Below are 20,150 nucleotides of genomic sequence, written 5' to 3' on the forward strand. Positions count from 1 at the left end.
TTGAACCAGATGATTTTGTCTGAACGCTATAGATTTTGAAAAAATACCGTTTGCTTCAATCGTTAAACCTGACGGGATGTATACTGCTGATGCTGTGTATTTTTCCTGGTAGAAAGGTGTGCGCCCAGAGCAAAACAAAACATAAAAGCCCGTTGAGTATTTCCGAAAACGGCAAGCTTTCTTATCTGGCTGACTCACTGGGCAACCGGATCATTGACTTTTCCCATTGTGGTTATATGGGAGGAAACCGTCCGATTGATGATGTCGGTATCAAAATCCTGGTGCAGGCCAGGTCTGGTGATGCTACTGCTACAATCCAACAGGCGATTGATTATGTAGGCTCGCTCCAACCGGATTCGCTTGGTTTCAGAGGCGCTGTTCTGCTCGGTCGTGGCATATTCCGGTTAGAAGGTTCGCTGCTGATCAGACATTCAGGCGTCGTGTTGCGTGGAAGTGGAGCCAGGGAGGAAGGTACTGTATTATTGGGTGCCGGAACGGGTAGGGAAACTGTTGTTCAGTTTAAAGGCCTAGCTGATAAAGCTACAGCAGGTTCGCTTCGCGTGATGGACGCATATGTACCTGTAAACGCCGGAAGTTTCACACTTGCTGACAATCATGGAATTAGGAAAGGAGATTTAATTCTGATCCGCAGGCCATCTACAAAAGAATGGATCAGCACCCTGGGGATGGAACAATTCGGAGGTGAAACTGCCTGGTTGGGCTGGAAACCATCTCAGCGTGATATAGTATGGCGGCGTAACGTGATTGGTGTGGACCATAATAAAATAATTATCGATGCACCTCTGACAACCGCTATAGAACAACGATTTGGTGGAGCGCATGTGTCTGTGATTCATCAGCGTGGGCATATCACCAAGTCAGGAATAGAGAATTTGAGTATCCGTTCAGAATTCGATGGTGACAATCCCAAAGATGAAGATCATCGCTGGATGGGAATTACTTTTGAACATACCGACAATGCTTGGGTACGTCAGGTGAACTTTAAACATCTGGCTGGCTCCGCTGTAGCTGTTTATGAGTCTTGTTCAAAGATCACCATCCAGGATTGCAAATCTACAAACCCTGTATCAGAGATAGGAGGGCAACGGCGATTTACATTTTTCACCCAAGGGCAGCAGACTCTTTTTGAAAGATGTTATGCTGAGAATGGCTATCACGATTTCGCAACGGGCTTTTGCGCGGCCGGTCCGAATGCTTTCGTACAATGCAAGTCGGTACTACCTCAAAGTTTCAGCGGTGCTGTTGATAGTTGGGCATCAGGTGTATTGTTTGACAATGTTCATGTCGATGGAAATGCCCTCAATCTGAAAAACCGAGGGCAAGACGGCCAGGGAGCTGGTTGGAGTGCCGCAAACTCTGTAATCTGGCAGAGTTCGGCATCACGGGTTGAAAATTACAGTCCACCAGGTGCTGCTAATTACGCTTTCGGTATTTGGTCTGAGTTTGCAGGTGACGGATATTGGGAGAGTAACAATGAGCATATCAAACCGGCAAGTCTGTATTACGCTCAATTGGAAGACCGGCTAGGAGAAAAAACGGAGTCAAATTTGATGCCCGGCGATTCTGAAGCATCAAGTAGCCCTTTACCACAGAAAGCTACAGAACTGACCAAAAAAGCTGCAGAACCTTTGTTGCAGCTGAAAGACTGGATAGATCAGGCTGCTCAAAGAAATCCTGTACCTACAGAAGCAGGGAAAAAGGTAGTATCTGCTGAATGGATTACATCGCCTTTGATTGAAACAAAACAGAAGGGTTTGACAGTACACAACGGTATTGTTGTTAATGCTGACGGTATTGTTACGGGTGCTCGTATGGAAGTGCCATGGTGGCGTGGATCTCTGCGACCGCAGGATATAGCCCAGGCAAAACCGCATATAACCCGTTTTGTTCCTGGTAGAACAGGCACAGGCTACACGGACGTGATCAGTGAGGTGGCAGATACGATGGTTAGTAAACACACGACTGTGCTTGATCATAATTATGGCCTCTGGTATGACAGGCGACGCGACGATCATGAACGGATCCGAAGGATTGACGCAAACGTATGGCCACCATTTTATGAGCAACCCTTTGCCCGAAGTGGTCAGGGAAGTGCTTTTGATCAGCTCAGTAAGTACGATTTAAATCGGTATAACAGTTGGTATTGGAAGCGGCTGAAAGACTTTGCAACTATTGCCAGCCAGAAAGGACTTGTGCTATACCATCAGAATTATTTTCAGCACAATATTCTGGAAGCAGGGGCTCACTATGCCGATTTTCCATGGCGTACAGCAAACAATATTAATGAAACAGGTTTTGCAGAGCCGGCTCCGTATGCGGGCGATAAACGTATTTTTCTGGCAGATCAATTTTACGATACAACAAATACCAATAGATACAAGCTGCACAAGAACTACATCCGGCAATGTCTGGACAATTTCAAAGATATCAACGCTGTGATTCAATTCATCAGTGCCGAATACACCGGTCCGTTGTCATTCGTTCAGTTTTGGCTCAATACCATATCCGAATGGGAAAATGAGAATAAGAGTAACACGTTGGTGGCACTCAGTACAACGAAGGATGTGCAGGATTCCATTCTGGAAAATCCTCAATATGCTTCCACAGTCGATGTCATAGATATCAGATATTGGCACCAGAAAGCAGATGGTGGATACTATGCGCCTGAAGGTGGTCAAAATCTGGCGCCTCGTCAGCATGCACGTATTACAAAGTCTGGTAAGGTAGATTTTCATTCGGTATACGATGCAGTTTCTACCTATCGTCAAAAGTATCCGGACAAAGCTGTGATCTATTCGGCAACTGGCTCCCAGACAAACGGCTGGGCGGTACTTCTGGCAGGCGGATCTATAGCAGATGTTCCGGCAATTTCTGAACCTTCCATCTCCCGACAGTTGGCTCAACTGCGTGAGAGCACAGCTATACAGGCAAACCAGACCTATACACTTGCCGATCCGGGAAATGTTATGATGGTTTATCATAGTGGCAGGCAAGATGTCAAAATAAATTTGGAAGGGTTTAAATCGACCGTAACCGTGAAGGCTATTAACGCAAAAACTGGAATGGTTGAAAAAAAAGCTCAAAATACCAATCCGAAAGACGGTATCATGATAAAAGCAACCACGGGAGAGCCAGTCATTTTATGGATTTCAAAAAAATAAAAAAAATGAGATTTTCATTCTTAATGTGTACGGTTGCGGGGTTACTTGCACTTTCCTGCAGCCGTAAGGTAACAGGACCAGCGGTACTTAAAGCAGCTGATTTCGAAAAGCACGTCAGCTATTTCAATACCATGGAAGACGAAAATAAGGTAAACGCCATACCTAATTCGGAATCCTGGAACTGGATGAAATCAAATATCCCACTTTTTGACTGTCCACAGGAGAACTTCCGTGAAATCTATTATTATCGATGGTGGAGTTTTCGGAAGCATATTCACAAGACGCCTCAGGGATTTATCCTTACGGAATTTATAGTCGACCGGAATTATGCTGACAAATACAATATGATCAGTTGTGCGCTGGGCCATCATATCTACGAAGGTCGCTGGCTGCACGATCAGCGCTATCTCGATGATTACGTGCAGATATGGTATCGTGGGAACGAGGGAACCAGAATGAAAAAACTGCTCAACTTCAGTAGCTGGACCGCCGATGCGCTCTACAACAGATATAAGGTGAATCACGATAAAAGCTTTGTCACCGGTATGCTCCCTGATCTGAAATCGGAATATGCACAATGGGAAAAAGACCGTAGAACGGAAAGTGGGCTTTTCTGGCAAACGGATGTGAAAGATGGGATGGAGGAATCGCTGAGTGGGGGCCGAAAAGAACAAAATGCGCGGCCAACAATCAACAGTTATATGTATGGAAATGCAAAGGCTATAGCGGCGATATCGGAGATGAAAGGAGAATCGGCTGATAAAGATTTGTATACATCCAAAGCCGATACGATCAAAAATCTGATCACTTCCAAACTTTGGAATCCTGAACACGCCTTTTTTGAAACTGTCAAAAAACGCGGAAAGGGCGAGTTTGCGCAAGTGCGTGAAGCAATAGGGTATATTCCCTGGTATTTCGATCTCGCTGAGCCCAATCAGGACCTTGCCTGGGAACAAATTACTGAGCCAAAAGGATTTTCGGCTCCATATGGTCTTACTACTGCCGAACAAAGACATCCTGAATTCCGTAGTCATGGATGTTGTAAATGTGAATGGGACGGGGCTGTATGGCCATTTGCCACAGCTCAAACACTTACTGCGATGGCAAACAGGTTGAATTTACCTGATAATAAATGGCTTGCCGATACGACCTATTTCAAACAATTGGAGCGTTATGTCGAATCGCAGTACCACCGGGGACGGCCTTATATTGGTGAATACCTGGATGAAACAACCGGGTATTGGTTAAAGGGCGATCAGGAACGGAGCCGATATTATAACCACTCTACTTTTAACGATCTTATTATTACGGGTCTTGTAGGACTCAGGCCCCGAGCTGATAACATAATTGAAATAAACCCATTGCTTCCCGATGGAAAATGGGATTGGTTTTGCCTGGATCATGTCTCATACCATGGTAAGACACTGACCATCATATGGGACAAGGACGGATCACATTACAAAAAAGGAGCCGGATTGACAGTCCTGATCGATGGCAGGAAATTGGGTTCTTCACCCAAGCTGACTAAACTTACGCTACCATATAACTAGCGTTTCCAATGAAGTGAAAATTTAATCAAAGCAAGTTAATTATCTGATTATGAGATATAAATTCATTACATGTTTGATACTCGTATCACTAATCGGTATCCAGGGAATTGCACAAAAATGGAAGGATGGAATCCTGAGGGATGAGTTTGTTTTTGAAACAGCCCCATTTCCGGAGAGTCATGCTGCTACTATTGCAGAAACTCCCGGCGGCCTGGTTTCAGCATGGTTCGGAGGAACCAAGGAACGTAATCCGGATGTGGGTATCTGGCTTAGCCGGATGGAAAATGATACCTGGAGCAAACCTGTTGAAGTGGCGAATGGGATGCTGAATGATACCCTTCGGTATGCTTGCTGGAATCCTGTCCTTTTCCAAATTCCGGGATCAGACTTACTTCTTTTTTATAAAGTAGGACCAAATGTAGCTGGCTGGAAGGGATATATGACGCGCTCCTCGGATCATGGCGAAAGCTGGTCAAAACCAATGCAATTACCTGACGGATTTCTTGGTCCGGTCAAAAACAAACCGGTATTGTTAGCAGACGGGACAATACTGGCACCATCCAGCACCGAAGGAAATGGTTGGAATGTGCATTTTGAACTTAGCAAAGATCAGGGTGAAACCTGGACTAAAACTAACTCAATTAACAGCGATAGATTAATTAATGCAATTCAGCCTGGTGTCCTAATGCATAGAAACGGCGATTTACAGGTATTATGCAGAAGCAGGAATCGAATGATTGCGACGTCCTGGTCAAAGGACGATGGCAAAACATGGTCTAAAATGGAACTGACAAACATGCCCAATAATAACTCGGGCACGGATGCGACAACGCTCAAAGACGGACGTCACGTTTTGCTGTACAACCATGTAAAAACGCCGGAAAAAGAAAAGAAAGGAGCGCGTACACCGTTGAATCTGGCGGTATCAAAAGATGGAATTCATTGGGAAGCTGCATTGGTGTTAGAAGATTCTCCGATAAGCCAGTATTCCTATCCATCTGTAATCCAATCAGAAGATGGTATGCTGCACGTGGTATATACATGGCGTCGGCAGCGGATCAAATACGTTAAAATTGACCCATCGAAGCTAAAAACCAAACCAATTATTTCAGAAAAATGGCCACTATAATGGAACAGGATGACCTGAATTTAAATAGAAGAAGTTTTCTGGCTGTGTTGGCGGGGCTTGGTCTTTCCGTTCCGATGTACGCAAACGGACTGGATATACTTCCCAGATCAGACAGATACAAAATTGGTGTCATCGATTTAATGTTGCTGAAAAGGCAGAAAATCAGTGCACTTCAACTGGCCGCCGATATCGGTGCAGACGGCATTGAAATCGATATGGGAGGGCTTGGAGATCGGCCGACCTTCGATAACAAACTGGCCGACTCGGCAGTAAGAAACGACTATTTACAAAAGGCTAAAGAGCTTAAACTCGAATTTAGCTCTTTAGCCATGACCGGATTTTATGCCCAATCTTTCGCAAAGCGTGATGGTGCGGAGCAGATGGTTCAGGATTGTATCACCACGATGCAGCATATGAATATCAAGGTGGCTTTTTTACCATTAGGAGTTCAGGGAGATTTGATCAAAAATCCGGAATTACGTCCCATGATTGTCGACAGACTTCAAAAAGTAGGAAAGCTTGCCGAAAAGGCGGGTGTGACAATAGGGATTGAAACTGCCCTGGATGCTTCAAAGGAAGTCAGTTTGTTAAAAGATGTCAGATCGAAAGCAGTAAAGATTTACTTCAACTTTTCCAATCCGCTGGAGGCAGGAAGAGACCTGTGCGAGGAAATTCGGATTTTAGGCAAAAATCGAATTTGCCAGATACACTGCACAGATAAAGATGGCGTATGGCTTGAAAACAACCCAAGACTGAATATGAAAAAGGTGCGTAAAACGCTGGATGACATTGGATATGATGGATGGCTGGTGGTAGAACGGTCGAGAGACGCAACAGCACCGCGGGACGTAAAAGGAAACTATGGGGCAAATACAAGATATCTCAAATCAATTTTTCAGGTTTAGTTAAACTACGTTAACGATGAAAGGCAAATTTAGAATACTTACTCTGTTTACGACTACCCTTTTTTCAGGTGAACTGCTGGCACAGGCACCAGGCGAACAAAAGGCAGCAGAATATGAGCGTGTGATCACACTCAGAGCTGAAAAGATTTTGAAGGAGCTGAACCTGGCGGATTCTGCTCAATTCAGGAAGGTTCAGTCCCTGATGGTCCATCAGTATAAAAACCTGAATACAACAGAACAGCTTGTAGCTGCAGCCAAAAAAAATGGTGATACGGCTTCTGTGCGACAAACCGAACGGCAGTTATACGAATTGCATAACGCTTACGTCAGGGCATTAGCTGCTGAATTGGATGGACCACAACTTGAAAAAATAAAAGATGGAATGACCTACAGCGTACTTTCCATCACCTACAAGGCCTATCAGGATATGATTCCATCCTTAAAATCAGAAGAAAAAGAACAGATACGATCCTGGTTGATTGAAGCGCGTGAGCTGGCTATGGATCAGGGAAGTTCAGATAAGAAACATCAGGTTTTTGGAAAATATAAGGGTAGAATAAACAATTACCTTTCTGCCCGTGGTTATGACCTTCAGAAGGAAAGAAAAGCATGGGAAGATAGAATTAAAGAGCAAAAATAATGACTAATTAACGCCAAGTCGGACCAGAATTTTCTGAGCGGCAGCCTGAGTCTTGACCACTACGGTTTCAAAATCAGCCGACGGTTCATTACTTGCAGTAAGCGCTGCAACCGTCAACGTCGCCAGCAAATCACCCTGTGATGTAAGTAAAGGCACACAAATATCTGTCACGCTGCGGGTGGAGTCACTGTCTTTCACCAGGTAACCTGTTTGCCGTATCTTTTCAAGCATCGCGAGTGTATGTTTTTTATCTTTTCCAGTCTGATTCACAAAGGTCTGATTGCTTTGGAGCATATAACTTTGCTGCTGTTGATTCGAGAAAGCGAGCAATACCCGGCCGGATGTGGTATGCAGAAGCGGAAACAAACTTCCTTCTTCAATGGATAGAGATACTGGTCCAGGACTTCGCGACTGAGCAATGACCATCAATTTCTCGGCATAAAGAATACCCAAATGACACGATTGATTGATATCGGAAGCCAGTTCATCCATTGGATGTTGTGCGGCTCGTCTGATGTCATCAACAGGAGAGTGCCTGTGAGAAAGATGAAAGAGCTTGAGTGTCAGTTTGTACTTTCCTGATATTTCATCACGCATGACATACCCCTTTTTCTGCAGGCAAATCAGCATCCTGTAAATTTCATTGGGCTTTTTCTGAATGCCGGCTGCGATTTCTGCCTGAGAAAGAGATACCGCTTTAAGTGAAAGATACTCCATGATTTCCAACCCTTTTTCCAGGGCCGGAGCCTGGTATTTATCTTCTGTGTTCTTCATTTGTGCTGATAGTGAGAATAAATTTTCATTTACATGTAAAGAAAGACTTTATTCATAAATTTTTTACTATATCCATGGAATTATACTCGCGCATCCATAAACCCCGCTGCCAGACAGATCAGTACTAAATATATTTGGAAAGGACTCATTATTTCACGAGACCAGATTGCTTTTAAAGGCGACAATACGAAAAACGGACAGCCATGGACATTGCACTACCTACCCAATATGAACACAACGCTCCAAAGCGGCCTATCATGATTGTCGGTGCTGGGGGAGTGGTGCGGGATGCTCATTTACCTGCCTACAAAAAAGCAGGATTTGAACTTGCCGGTATCACAGACATCAACGTAGAGAAGGCGCAGCATCTTGCCGATTCATTTGGAGTGAAGTGCATTTTCAGTGATATCAGAGAGGCTGTGAGTATATTACCGTCCAATACGGTATATGATGTTGCGACTCCACCAGATGAGTTTCTGAATATCCTGCCGTCCCTTCCTGATGGCGCCGCAGTATTATTGCAAAAGCCTTTTGGTAACAACATAGAACAGACGCAGCATATCTATGAAATATGTAAGAAGAAAAAGCTGATCGCATGTGTAAATTTTCAGCTGCGCTTTGCGCCGGCCATAATTGCAGCGCGTTATCTGGTCGATCAGGGATTGCTGGGGCAGATTTATGATATGGAAATGAGACTCACAACACACACACCTTGGGAGATTTTCCCTTTGTCAAAACATGCAGACAGATTGGAAATCATGTATCACAGTATTCATTACATTGATCTGATCCGGTCTTTTCTGGGTGAGCCCGTGTCCGTACTTGCTAAGACCTTTGCCCATCCACTCAAACCATTTGATTCAACCAGAAGTACAATTATTTTCGATTACACCGACACAATCAGGGCGGTTATCAATACCAATCATGATCATGAATTCGGGAACCGGCATCAAGAAAGTTACATTAAGATGGAGGGAACGAAGGGGGCAGTGAAAATAGGGTTAGGCGTATTGCTGAATTATCCTGCAGGCGTGCCCGACACATTTGAATACTATCTATCCGGTCAGGACGGAAAGGGAGAGTGGCGTGCTCCGGAGATTGCAGGAACCTGGTTTCCAGATGCATTTATTGGTAGCATGAACAGCCTTATGGGCTACGCTGAAAATGTCACAATGCACCTGCCCACTTCGGTTGACGACGCCCTGCGTACCATGTATTGGGTAGAATGCGCCTGCAAATCCAGTTCGCTGGGAGGAATATCTGTATTATAGTTTTTCAAGCTTTAAAATAAATAGATTCATGTCGTTTTCTTTTTGGAAGTATAGCTCGGCTTGCACGCTGCTGATTTGTCTTTTAACGAATACTCTAAAAGCACAAAATGACCTTAAGCTTTGGTATACCAAACCTTCTACACAATGGGAGGATGCTCTGCCAATTGGCAATGGTGCATTAGCAACGATGGTGTTTGGCGGTGTTCAATCAGAACGTATTCAGTTTAATGAACAAACTTTATGGACCGGCAAACCACGTAGTTATGCAAAAAAAGGCGCATACAAACATCTTGATCAGGTCCGTGCTTTACTCAACGAGGGCAATCAGAAAGAGGCGGAAAAACTTGCCTTCGAAGAAATGATGGGCGATCCTGTACGCCAGATGGCTTACCAGCCTTTTGGTGACATTTATATAAATTTTCCGACACATACAGATTCAAGCGGCTATAAACGAGAGCTCGATCTCGTTACCGGCATAAGTACAGTCACTTATCAGAGCGAAGGGGTCAGTTACACCCGGGAAACATTCGCAAGCTTCCCTTCGAAGGCTATTTATGTGCATGTGAAAAGTAGTAAAAAGGGTACTTTAAACTTTCATGTTACAATGGATGCACTCCATCAGGATAAAAAAGTGAAAGTGCAGGGTAATGAAGTAAGTTTAACTGTTAAAGTGCAGGACGGTGCTCTGTTTGGGGTGGCAAAATTAAAAGTGATAAGCGACGGGCAACTATCAACTGAAAATGGGCTATTGACGGTCAAGAATGCGGATAAGGCCACAGTGATCCTGACAGCCGCGACAAACTATATTGATTACAGCAATGTAAGCGGTAACCCTGAGCAAACCGTAAAAAACATACTTGCTAAAGCACCGTCTTACGAGCAGGCACGTAGCATGCATGTTCAGGATTATCAGCAACTTTTCTCCCGATTTAGTCTTACACTTCCATCCGGTTCCAATTCAGCACTACCAACAGACCAGCGATTACTGGCATTTAAATCCAATCCTTCTGACCCTTCATTCTTAGGACTCTATGTGCAGTATGCGCGCTATTTGCTCATTGCAAGCAGCAGACCGGGAACGCATCCTGCCAATTTACAAGGGAAATGGAACGACAAATTGAAGCCATCCTGGGATAGTAAATATACGGTCAACATCAACACAGAAATGAATTATTGGCCTGCCGAAATGACTAATTTGAGTGAATGTCATGAACCACTGTTTGACATGATTAAAGACCTTTCGATAACAGGCACAGAAGTAGCGAAAGAATATTACAACGCGCAAGGGTGGCTTGTTCACCACAATACTGATGTATGGCGAGGTGCTGCTCCGATCAATGCTTCTAATCATGGTATCTGGGTTACAGGCGGTGCCTGGCTGAGTTTGCATTTATGGGAACATTATCGTTTCACGCAAGACAAGCTGTTCTTAAAAACGACGGGGTATCCTTTAATGAAAAAAGCAGCAGAATTTTTCACCTCATTTTTGGTTAAAGATCCTAAAACAGGCTATCTGATCAGTTCTCCATCGAATTCTCCGGAAACAGGCGGGCTGGTCGCCGGACCTACAATGGATCACCAGATCATTCGCGGATTATTTCAGGCTTGTATTGAATCGAGTTCCGTTTTGAATACAGATCACGAATTTGCTAGAAAATTAAGCGATTTAAAGTCAAAGATTGCTCCAAATCAGATCGGCAGAGCCGGGCAGTTGCAGGAATGGATGACGGATATCGACGATACAACCAGTCATCATCGTCATGTGAGCCACCTATGGGCCGTGTATCCTGGTGAAGAGATTACTCCTGCGGGAACTCCGGAACTTTTGGACGCGGCCAAAAAATCTTTGACATTTCGGGGAGATGACGGAACCGGATGGAGCCTGGCCTGGAAAATCAATTACTGGGCCCGCTTTCTGGATGGTGACCACGCCTACACGATGATACAGAAATTGTTTAATCCGATCATGGATGCTTCTGTGAAAAAAGGTGGCGGAGGTTCCTATCCGAATCTGTTTGATGCGCATCCTCCCTTCCAGATTGATGGTAATTTCGGTGGTGCTGCCGGTATTCTGGAAACGCTTGTTCAAAGTCACTTGGGAGAAATTCATTTGCTTCCGGCATTGCCATCTGCACTACCGGAAGGACAGGTTTCAGGATTGGTGACCCGAGGGGCTTATGAACTGGATATGTCCTGGAAAAACAACCAGCTGGAAACGGTAACCATTAGATCAAAAGCAGGAGGAAAATGTCTCCTCCGCTACAAAGACAAAGTGATCACAGTACCAACTCAAAAAGGGAAAACCTACAAATTGAACAGTAGTTTGAACCTGCTCTGATTGAAAACTTCAAATCCAGGTGACCGAATTCCACGAGCCAGCCAAAAGGAGAGCTGAAAATACATTTTTTAATTTGCAGCATTGTTGCAAATAAGGAACTTTGCTTGTTATGTTTGCAACAATGTTGCATTTGTATAACAATAATGATGAACACGAAAAAAATACCTGTCACGGTTCTCAGCGGATTTTTGGGAGCTGGAAAAACCACTTTGCTGAATCACATTCTTCATAATAAACAGGGATTAAAAGTCGCTGTCATCGTCAATGACATGAGTGAAGTGAACATAGATGCGCAGCTCGTTGAAAACCAGAATTCACTCAGCAGGACAGAAGAGAAATTGATTGAAATGTCCAATGGCTGTATATGCTGCACACTACGCGAAGATCTGGTCATTGAGGTCGAAAAACTGGCGCGGGAAAATCGTTTTGATTACCTGTTGATTGAGAGTACAGGAATTTCAGAGCCTGTTCCTGTGGCACAAACTTTCAGCTTTGCAGATGAACAAAGCGGCATTGATTTATCACGGTTTGCCACGATTGATTGCATGGTGACGGTAGTGGATGCGTTGAACTTTGCTTCTGATTTCGGATCTGTAGATACGATAACGTCAAGAGAATTGAATCATGAACCCGATCACCGGACAATTGTTAATCTTTTGACCGATCAGATCGAGTTTGCAAATGTCATCCTGCTCAACAAAGCAGATCTGGTGAGCAAACATCGGCTTGCTGAGTTATCAGCCATCATTGGGGCGTTGAATCCGGGAGCGAAAATCATTGAGAGCAGCTTTGGCAAAATTGATCTGAAGCAGGTTGTGAATACAGGTTTGTTCGATTATGAGAAGGCTGAACAGTCAGCCGGATGGATCCGGGAGCTGGAGTTAGCGGATCAGGGAGGACACATTCCTGAAACCCAGGAATACGGAATCAGCTCATTTGTCTATCGTCAGGCCAGGCCATTCCATCCTCAGCGTTTCTGGAATTATATCCAGCACGAGTGGCCTGCAGGCGTTATCAGGAGCAAAGGCTTATTCTGGCTGGCGTCGCGGCCGGCAGAGGCTTTCAACTGGAGTCAGGCAGGTGGGTCTGTAAGGAGTGAATCTGCTGGTGTATGGTGGGCGAGTATGAATTTAAAAGAGCGTTTGCAATACCAGGCATTTATCGAAAATCGCAAAACTATAGAAGTAAGATGGGGACGTTTCGGAGACCGTCTGAATGAACTTGTCATGATTGGTCAGGATATTGATCAGCTGGAAATTAGTTTGGAACTGAATGATTGTTTATGCACTGATGAAGAAATCAGGCAGATGGAAGCAGGAGCTTTGTTCGAAGATCCATTCGTAATGAATTAAAATGATATTATATGAACAGGATATCAGATTTGGTCAGGGATTAGTCGGCAGACAATTGGTTTTGAACTCACTTATATCAGCACGATATGTTATCCCGGATTTTGCTGGTAGTCAGCTCAATAGTCTGTCTGGCCGGAGCCCATGCTCAGCCGGTATATTACCCAGTGGCTATTCAGCTTAGGACTTGATACGGTCCTGACCAACAAAATGGCTGAACGTATTACCGACGATACATACCCCGACGTTCACAGTAAGTGGAACGGAAAACAAATCATTTCGGAAGCGTATGTATATCAATCGCTTACAAAGCAATCGGTTGTTGATGGTATCGATTACGGTTGCCTTTGGCGGTGTGAATCACGCATTGCCAAAGGTGTTAAGTACGCTGGTATGGCCGCGAAAGGAAAAGGGAACAGCGTATATTCTTTGGCCAGGACAAAACATAGTTGCTATAGTAACAGTTGGAAATTACAACACGTAGCCTCCAGCTGACAAGATGTTGATAGAATGTGTTCTGAGTGACCTAAAAAAATAGCTGTATTCTCGTCCCGCATAGCTATATCATTTGGCGTGTACCAGATTTAAGGCATAAATTATTAATTGTAATTAATCTAAATAGTTGGTTTTTTCGCATACATTTGTGATCGTCAAGCGTTTTAAACCACTATTTATTTGATTAAGTACAAGATATGATCTCCAGAGAGCGGTTTGAACAGGCTTACAGACAATCCGTAAAAAAGCTTTGTACGATATGTTACAATGCCATTGGCGATCAGGAAGTAGCCAGTGAAATCGTACATAATGTTTTCCTGTCTGTGTGGGAGAGGCGCGAGGTACTGGAACTACATACTGATATTGAAAATTATCTGATTCGTGCCGTAAAGCTCTCGTCTCTGGAACACCTGCGCACGGCAGTTCTCCATCAAAAACATCTCTCATTCATTGCGTTGCAGCAACAATCTCAGGCAAATACAACTGATCAGCATGTTGGCTTTTCAGAATTAAAATTGCGGGTTGAATCATTAACATCTGAGCTACCTCCTCAATGCGGGCTGGTATTTAGTTTGAGCAGAGATAAAGGATTATCCAATAAGGAAATAGCATCTATGCTCAATATTTCAGAGAAAACTGTTGAAGCACACCTATCTAAAGCACTCAAATACCTGCGAAGCCAGCTAAGCGAATTTACCTGCTGAATTTTTCCTGTCCGCTAAGGGTAACCGTTGCTTTAATCAACTTATAAAAGGCTGGCATGTTAGAACAGTCTTCAAAAGCAATGGATAGGGATCTTTTAGAAAAGTATTTATCAGGTAACTGCACTCCGGAAGAAGTACAGCAGGTAGAACAATGGTTAAATTCTGCCGATGATGAAACTGCTGCGCTTACCAACAGTGAGTTGTCTGACATGGACTCTGATATTTGGGCCTCATTGTCGGAGCATTTGAAAAAACCGAAAGTTACTACTGAAAGATTTGTTCTCCATCCTGCATTCCGCTTTTTGGTTGCAGCTTCTTTATGTATAGGATTAGCCTTGATGTTAAGTTATTTCTTTCGGGCTAATAAGCCGGCATCTATCAATTTCACCGCAGGAATACATGCCAACCAGTTCCGAAGCGCCACAACGTCCCTGGATTTTTATCTGAAACCTCATAGTCGTGTAAAAGGAGAGTTGAAACGCCGTCGGGGAAATCTCGATTTCAGTGGCTCTCTTGAAATGGTCAGTTCATCAGCTGGGGAATTACTTATAGATTTTAACGCACAAAGTGCAGAATTCTCTTCAGGCAGACGAGTGAAAATCCAGCCAAAGCAAACCTATTATGTAGGCGTATTAAGTCAGCAGCATGTACCTGATGAGATCCTGGTGCTTAATGCTGAACAAGTTCAGGATCTGCCGCCCAGAATTCGTATCATGGCATTTAAAGATTATAGTATCTGACAGCCGATCTTCATGCTGAAGGTCAGGATCGAACTACCGGTCATCCAACGTGCTCATTTTTATTATTTCAATTCAGTTTAATTAAATATAATATACTTCGATGCTTAAGAAAATTACTATCCACGGGTTATTGACATTACTCTGTGTCATTTTTATAAATATCAGACAGGTACAGGCACAACAAACAGGAGGTCTTAAAGGAACTGTTTTCACTTCAGACGGAGCTGCGGCATTGGCAGCAACAGTGGTGGTCAAAAAAGGGAATATTGGGGCAATTACGGATTCAGAAGGGCAGTTTGTTATTTCGGGTCTAGAAGTTGGAAGCCATACGCTGACGGTCAGTATGGTCGGCTACACAAGTGCTTCTGAAAAGGTGGAAATTATTTCAGGCGAGCAAACGGAGATAAGAATTACATTGCAAACAGATATGGTTCAACTTCAGACGGTAGAGGTGACTGGAAGACGGGATAGCGGATATAAATCCGATTACTCTTTTGCTGCCACAAAGAGTGCCATTCCGGTTACCGAAATTCCAAGTACGGTATCTACCATTACACAGGCAATGATCCGCGACCGCCAGGCTGTGCGCTTTGATGACATAGCCCGTAACACCAATGTCAGGGTGACCAACAACGGGCGTTCCGTTGTAATACGGGGTTTTGTAAGTACCACCAGGCTCATCAACGGACTCAGAACTTTGAATGAAAACTATCGTTTTTCAGCTATTTCCCCGGTTGTTGAAAGTTATGAAGTAGTGAAAGGACCCTCATCATCCATGTTTGGTAATATGAGCCCGGGCGGTGTGGTGAATTTGGTGACCAAAAAACCACTGGCAGATAAGAAACAGGCTGTATCGTTTAGTGTAGGAAGCTTCAACACTTTAAGAGGTGATCTGGACTTTACAGGAAAGGTAACCGAAGATGGTAAAATATTATATCGGGTGAATGTATTTGGTCAGAACAGTGATACTTGGTACACCAACATGAAGGACAACGCATTAACTATAGCACCTTCATTTTCCTTCCTGCCCAAGGAAGGAACCCGTATTAATGTAGATTTCAATCATACCCGGCTTACCACCATGGAGAATGATGGCCTGTTTCCTTTCAAAGGAAAATCTATAGATGAGACACCAGTAGGTTTTTCGGTTTTACAGATTGGAGATCGTAACAAAACGGCTACTACTTCACTGAATTTGTCAGCCAGTCAGAAGCTGGGCAAGAATGTAAGTCTGAACGTATCTTATCTTAAAGATCTCTTGGCCTGGGATGACAAAAGGCATGTGGCGAATATATACATGGGAGATCGTGCTTGGTCTGATGGTGACAGCAGCATCAGTGTGGCATATGCTGAATGGGACTCCAAAGTAGATTCTGACAATATCACGGCTTATTTAACTGCAGATTTTAATTCTGGTAAAATTACGCACAAGGCACTCATAGGCTATGACTACAACGCATCACTTTTCAACTGGGGGACCTACCGGAATACTACCACGGATATTGGGAGCGTCAATGTGTATGATCCATCGAAAAGTAGTACTGGATTGGATGGTGCAACTTATCCACTAGCAGCTTTTACTTATGATCGTGAAAATAAAACCCGCGATTTTGCTAATGGAATTTATTTTCAGGATCAGGTGAGTTTTACAGACAGACTGAAGGTACTGCTTGGATTGCGCTTTGAGTCTTACACGTTCCGTCTTGCCTATCAGACACCCACACAAAACGATGTATCACAGAACGCCTGGCTACCAAAGGTCGGTGTTACCTACAATCTGCCTTCCAATACACACGTATATGGTTCCTACATTACGGGTTTTCAGCCCGTATCATCCGGATCTCTTGTGTTTGGTAGCGTGGAAGGCGGGGGAGCTCTCAAACCTGAATATAGCAATCAATTCGAATTCGGGGTAAAACAGGAGCTGTTTGGTAAGAATCTGCTACTTACTGCAGCTGTGTACCAGATCAAAAAAACAAATGTAACCCAACTTACTAATCCCGGAGTTATTGACGCAAATGACCGTATCTGGCGGCAGCTTGGAGAAGTTACCTCAAAAGGTTTTGAGCTGGAATTCAATGGTCAGGTGAGCAGGGCCTTTTCAGTGAGCGGAGCGTATAATTATAATAATGCTCAAATTTCGAAGGATTTGAATGAAGTCAATATCGGGCAGCGTCTCGGACTGGCACCTAAGCATCAAGGGAATTTATGGGCAAAATACGAATTGGTAGGGCAGGGAATCCTGAAAGGGTTGGGGTTTGGATTTGGAGCCAACTTTTCATCTGAAACGCCGATGCTACAGGCAACAGCTTTGTCTACACCTTCTTACACCGTGCTGGATGCCGCTCTTACCTACAAAATTGACCGTGTTACACTTAACTTTAACCTAAATAATCTCACCAATAAACGCTACTACACTGGTGCTGTAAGAGCTACTGAGCGCTATTATGCAGGAGCGCCCCGGAGTTTTGTGTTCCGGGTAGGTTATAGTCTGTAATGATCCTGTTTCATACCTGAACATGGGTGTACGCTCTGATAAATGTCCTGCCAGTGTTCGTGTTGGCAGGACATCATTTTAAAAACACGATGGTGATTAGAAAATATGATTGTAAAAAAATGGGCAGGAAAAATACACTTATGGCTTGGATTGTTCAGCGGTGCTGTCGTTCTGGTGGTTGGGCTCACTGGTTGTATTCTGGTTTTTGAAGAAGAAATTTGTACGCTGTTGGATTATGGTGTTTTTCAGAGAATAGAAAAGAAAAATCAGCCGCTGGCAATGCCCTCGCGAATTTTCTCTGTGGCAGATTCCGTTCTTGCTGATAAGAAAATAGCCAGAGCGTATTACACAGTGTATCTGAATGAAAACAGAGTGAGTGCCTTGTGGGCACTGGATTCAACGCGAACGTACCATGCCGTTCTCCAAAATCCTTACACGGGTTCAGTAGTCAGCAAGTTTGACTATCAGAATGCATTCTTTACACTCATGACCCATATTCATATATCGTTGGGAATGGGTGAAACCGGTCAGCAAATGGTAAGTTATGCAACACTGATGTTTGTGGTATTAATGATCACCGGTATTATCCTATGGAAGCCCGCCAGTAAAAAGGGATATAAGCAGAGATTTACTGTTAAGTGGGACGCAAAGCCAAAGAGGATCAACTATGATCTGCATAACGTGCCAGGCTTTTACATGACCTGGATCGCGGTATTTATTGCCATTACAGGCCTGGTCTGGTCTTTCGAATGGATGAATGATTCCGTTCAGTTTATAGCCAATGGCGGCAAAAAGCCGGTCGCTGCTACTGAAATTCCTAAATCGGATACATCAGGCAGGGGCAGCACCACACATTCGTTCTATCATGTAGCAGACAGGTTGTTTTTGCAATTAGCGCAACGTCAGAACGATGCCCGGGCAGTGAGAACATATCGTCCCCACAGGGTCACCGACCCTTTGCGTTTTACAGTAGAAACAATGACCGGAGCGCATTATGTACGGACAGACGATTTTTTTTATGATCAGTATACCGGAAAATTTCTGGCTGCTCAACTTTTCAGCGATCAGTCAAACGGAGAGAAATTAAGGCGCATCAATTACGCTGTACATGTTGGCAGCATCGGTGGTCTTACGGGAAAAATATTGGCTTTTTTTGCTAGTTTGATCGCAGCTTCTCTGCCCGTAACAGGTCTTATTATATTTTTGGGAAGAAAAAAATCAGGAAGAGCTCCCCGCAAGAAAATGATACACAAGCAAGTTGTGTGAAACATTGATCAGGTACGGTATTCTTTGTTGTATGTAAGCAAAGTGTTGCTTTAATTTGCCGTGTAAAAAGTTTTCTACAACATTCAATGCATTATCATCAGTTCAGGCATCGCTGGTATCTTTTGGGATTATTGCTTTTTTTAGGATGTCATTCTAATCAGCGTGATACTTCCAGTTCTCCGAAACATTATTCTTTAGGCCTAAGTATAGATGGCGTGAGTTGTGTGATACCTACCGATAGCCTTTTTGGAAAGAAAATCGAAGTAAGCAATCAGGGACGGCAATATGATGCTAAGAGCCTGATTCGTTCTGAGAACTATATTTACTTTTACAGCCAACCAGAAAAAAAGTTTTTCCAATACGAAATTGACCCTAAGGGCTTGCTTGTTGAGAAGGCAGGTATATCTGTTGCAGGTTATGTAACAGAGCAGGCATATTCTCAAAACCTGCTGGACAATAATACAATATTAATCATGGATCCCGTCAGATGGGGCGAACCGGAAGTCAAATGGCTTACGATCAGTATACCGGATCTGAAAATAACGGCCAGCGGAATTTATCAATTGCCCTATATGGAACAAAGTCATGACATGGCATGGAAATCCAATATAGGCCGTGCAGTTTTACATGCAGGCAAATTGATCATGGGGACTGTGTACTATGACTTCAAGGGGAATTTTGCTAAAGGAGCTCATGTTGTTGTTTTTGATTATCCGGGTATGACCAACCCGCAATTGGTTTCTACAGATCAGATATCTGCTGAACTAGGAATTGTTTCTACCAACGGATTTATAAAATCGGCCCATGGAGACCTCTATATTGCAGCTTGTCGTGGTGCGGTGATGGGTACAATCTCGGATAATAAAGTTTATGGCGGGATTCTCAGGATCAGGCAGGGGCAGACTTCGTTCGACAACAACTATTTGTTTGATTTGTCTGCTGCATTAAAACAACCAGCTAATATTATGCAACTGGATTATTTGGGCGGGGATCAGGCGATGGCCATCTTATTTGATGATACCAAAATGAAGGGATGGGCTGACTCGGAAAATGATCATTACTTTTTTGCAAGGCTTGATCTGGAGTCTAAAAAGATCCTGAAATACAACGTTCAGAAATCAGATGCACGTATTGCCAAAATGCCTTTGATCTCTGACAGTAAATACACCACCTTCCTTAAAAGTCATGCAGATAAAACGGTTCACATTCTTGAAATCGATAGTGAAGGCGGTCCTGATGCCTTCAGAACGGGCGCATTGATCGATGCCAAGAATGTGCGCGGATATGGTATTATTGCTCATCAAAAGTGA

At 43.8% G+C, this 20,150-nt stretch carries 15 protein-coding genes; 14 read left to right on the forward strand and 1 reads right to left on the reverse strand.

The window, feature by feature from the left end; genetic code table 11:
* The first annotated feature begins 152 nt into the window (after positions 1 to 152).
* Genes AC1XUE_RS01040 through AC1XUE_RS01060 form a run of 5 tightly spaced genes read left to right on the forward strand, consistent with a single transcriptional unit; the run spans position 153 to position 7,406 of the window.
* Complete coding sequence (locus tag AC1XUE_RS01040; protein ID WP_483354069.1) at positions 153 to 3,182, forward strand: DUF6298 domain-containing protein; 3,030 nt, start codon at positions 153 to 155, stop codon at positions 3,180 to 3,182.
* A gap of 5 nt (positions 3,183 to 3,187) precedes the next feature.
* The gene (locus AC1XUE_RS01045; protein ID WP_483354070.1) at positions 3,188 to 4,732 is read left to right on the forward strand and encodes an MGH1-like glycoside hydrolase domain-containing protein; all 1,545 of its coding nucleotides are present in this window, start codon (positions 3,188 to 3,190) and stop codon (positions 4,730 to 4,732) included.
* Positions 4,733 to 4,781: 49 nt separating this feature from the next.
* Positions 4,782 to 5,861, forward strand: a complete 1,080-nt coding sequence (locus AC1XUE_RS01050; RefSeq protein ID WP_483354071.1) for a sialidase family protein — start codon at positions 4,782 to 4,784, stop codon at positions 5,859 to 5,861.
* Positions 5,849 to 6,766, forward strand: coding sequence for a sugar phosphate isomerase/epimerase family protein (locus AC1XUE_RS01055; protein ID WP_483354072.1), 918 nt, complete (start codon positions 5,849 to 5,851; stop codon positions 6,764 to 6,766). Before AC1XUE_RS01050 ends, AC1XUE_RS01055 begins: the two co-directional genes overlap by 13 nt.
* A 16-nt stretch (positions 6,767 to 6,782) precedes the next feature.
* The gene (locus AC1XUE_RS01060; RefSeq protein WP_483354073.1) at positions 6,783 to 7,406 is read left to right on the forward strand and encodes a DUF3826 domain-containing protein; all 624 of its coding nucleotides are present in this window, start codon (positions 6,783 to 6,785) and stop codon (positions 7,404 to 7,406) included.
* Positions 7,407 to 7,409: 3 nt separating this feature from the next.
* Here the strand turns inward: AC1XUE_RS01060 and AC1XUE_RS01065 are convergent, their stop codons facing one another.
* Positions 7,410 to 8,180 (reverse strand): IclR family transcriptional regulator, encoded by a 771-nt coding sequence (locus AC1XUE_RS01065; RefSeq protein ID WP_483354074.1) that lies wholly within the window; start codon positions 8,178 to 8,180, stop codon positions 7,410 to 7,412.
* A 203-nt stretch (positions 8,181 to 8,383) separates the two neighbouring features.
* On the opposite strand from AC1XUE_RS01065, the gene AC1XUE_RS01070 reads away from it, so the two are divergent.
* The 9 genes from AC1XUE_RS01070 (at position 8,384) to AC1XUE_RS01110 (ending at position 20,150) form a co-directional block, all read left to right on the forward strand.
* Complete coding sequence (locus AC1XUE_RS01070; RefSeq protein WP_483354075.1) at positions 8,384 to 9,451, forward strand: Gfo/Idh/MocA family protein; 1,068 nt, start codon at positions 8,384 to 8,386, stop codon at positions 9,449 to 9,451.
* Between the two features lie 28 nt (positions 9,452 to 9,479).
* Positions 9,480 to 11,789 (forward strand): glycoside hydrolase family 95 protein, encoded by a 2,310-nt coding sequence (locus AC1XUE_RS01075; RefSeq protein WP_483354076.1) that lies wholly within the window; start codon positions 9,480 to 9,482, stop codon positions 11,787 to 11,789.
* 143 nt (positions 11,790 to 11,932) lie between these two features.
* Positions 11,933 to 13,141, forward strand: a complete 1,209-nt coding sequence (locus AC1XUE_RS01080; RefSeq protein ID WP_483354077.1) for a GTP-binding protein — start codon at positions 11,933 to 11,935, stop codon at positions 13,139 to 13,141.
* A gap of 207 nt (positions 13,142 to 13,348) precedes the next feature.
* Positions 13,349 to 13,633 (forward strand): hypothetical protein, encoded by a 285-nt coding sequence (locus AC1XUE_RS01085; RefSeq protein WP_483354078.1) that lies wholly within the window; start codon positions 13,349 to 13,351, stop codon positions 13,631 to 13,633.
* 197 nt (positions 13,634 to 13,830) lie between these two features.
* Positions 13,831 to 14,337 (forward strand): RNA polymerase sigma-70 factor, encoded by a 507-nt coding sequence (locus AC1XUE_RS01090; RefSeq protein ID WP_483354079.1) that lies wholly within the window; start codon positions 13,831 to 13,833, stop codon positions 14,335 to 14,337.
* 56 nt (positions 14,338 to 14,393) lie between these two features.
* Complete coding sequence (locus tag AC1XUE_RS01095; protein WP_483354080.1) at positions 14,394 to 15,077, forward strand: hypothetical protein; 684 nt, start codon at positions 14,394 to 14,396, stop codon at positions 15,075 to 15,077.
* Positions 15,078 to 15,177: 100 nt separating this feature from the next.
* On the forward strand, positions 15,178 to 17,574 hold the full coding sequence (locus tag AC1XUE_RS01100) for a TonB-dependent siderophore receptor (RefSeq protein ID WP_483354081.1): 2,397 nt from the start codon (positions 15,178 to 15,180) through the stop codon (positions 17,572 to 17,574).
* Positions 17,575 to 17,679: 105 nt separating this feature from the next.
* Positions 17,680 to 18,840 (forward strand): PepSY-associated TM helix domain-containing protein, encoded by a 1,161-nt coding sequence (locus AC1XUE_RS01105; RefSeq protein ID WP_483354082.1) that lies wholly within the window; start codon positions 17,680 to 17,682, stop codon positions 18,838 to 18,840.
* A gap of 86 nt (positions 18,841 to 18,926) precedes the next feature.
* Complete coding sequence (locus AC1XUE_RS01110; RefSeq protein ID WP_483354083.1) at positions 18,927 to 20,150, forward strand: hypothetical protein; 1,224 nt, start codon at positions 18,927 to 18,929, stop codon at positions 20,148 to 20,150.

The organism is Dyadobacter sp. HNCC25DJ187 (assembly GCF_056895255.1).

Coding starts and splice junctions, on each gene's coding strand:
- AC1XUE_RS01105 (WP_483354082.1), top strand. CDS start 17,680: ATGATTGTAAAAAAATGGGCAGGAAAAATACACTTATGGCTTGGATTG.
- AC1XUE_RS01110 (WP_483354083.1), top strand. CDS start 18,927: ATGCATTATCATCAGTTCAGGCATCGCTGGTATCTTTTGGGATTATTG.
- AC1XUE_RS01095 (WP_483354080.1), top strand. CDS start 14,394: ATGTTAGAACAGTCTTCAAAAGCAATGGATAGGGATCTTTTAGAAAAG.
- AC1XUE_RS01060 (WP_483354073.1), top strand. CDS start 6,783: ATGAAAGGCAAATTTAGAATACTTACTCTGTTTACGACTACCCTTTTT.
- AC1XUE_RS01070 (WP_483354075.1), top strand. CDS start 8,384: ATGGACATTGCACTACCTACCCAATATGAACACAACGCTCCAAAGCGG.
- AC1XUE_RS01050 (WP_483354071.1), top strand. CDS start 4,782: ATGAGATATAAATTCATTACATGTTTGATACTCGTATCACTAATCGGT.
- AC1XUE_RS01085 (WP_483354078.1), top strand. CDS start 13,349: ATGGCTGAACGTATTACCGACGATACATACCCCGACGTTCACAGTAAG.
- AC1XUE_RS01075 (WP_483354076.1), top strand. CDS start 9,480: ATGTCGTTTTCTTTTTGGAAGTATAGCTCGGCTTGCACGCTGCTGATT.
- AC1XUE_RS01045 (WP_483354070.1), top strand. CDS start 3,188: ATGAGATTTTCATTCTTAATGTGTACGGTTGCGGGGTTACTTGCACTT.
- AC1XUE_RS01090 (WP_483354079.1), top strand. CDS start 13,831: ATGATCTCCAGAGAGCGGTTTGAACAGGCTTACAGACAATCCGTAAAA.
- AC1XUE_RS01100 (WP_483354081.1), top strand. CDS start 15,178: ATGCTTAAGAAAATTACTATCCACGGGTTATTGACATTACTCTGTGTC.
- AC1XUE_RS01055 (WP_483354072.1), top strand. CDS start 5,849: ATGGCCACTATAATGGAACAGGATGACCTGAATTTAAATAGAAGAAGT.
- AC1XUE_RS01080 (WP_483354077.1), top strand. CDS start 11,933: ATGATGAACACGAAAAAAATACCTGTCACGGTTCTCAGCGGATTTTTG.
- AC1XUE_RS01065 (WP_483354074.1), bottom strand. CDS start 8,180: ATGAAGAACACAGAAGATAAATACCAGGCTCCGGCCCTGGAAAAAGGG.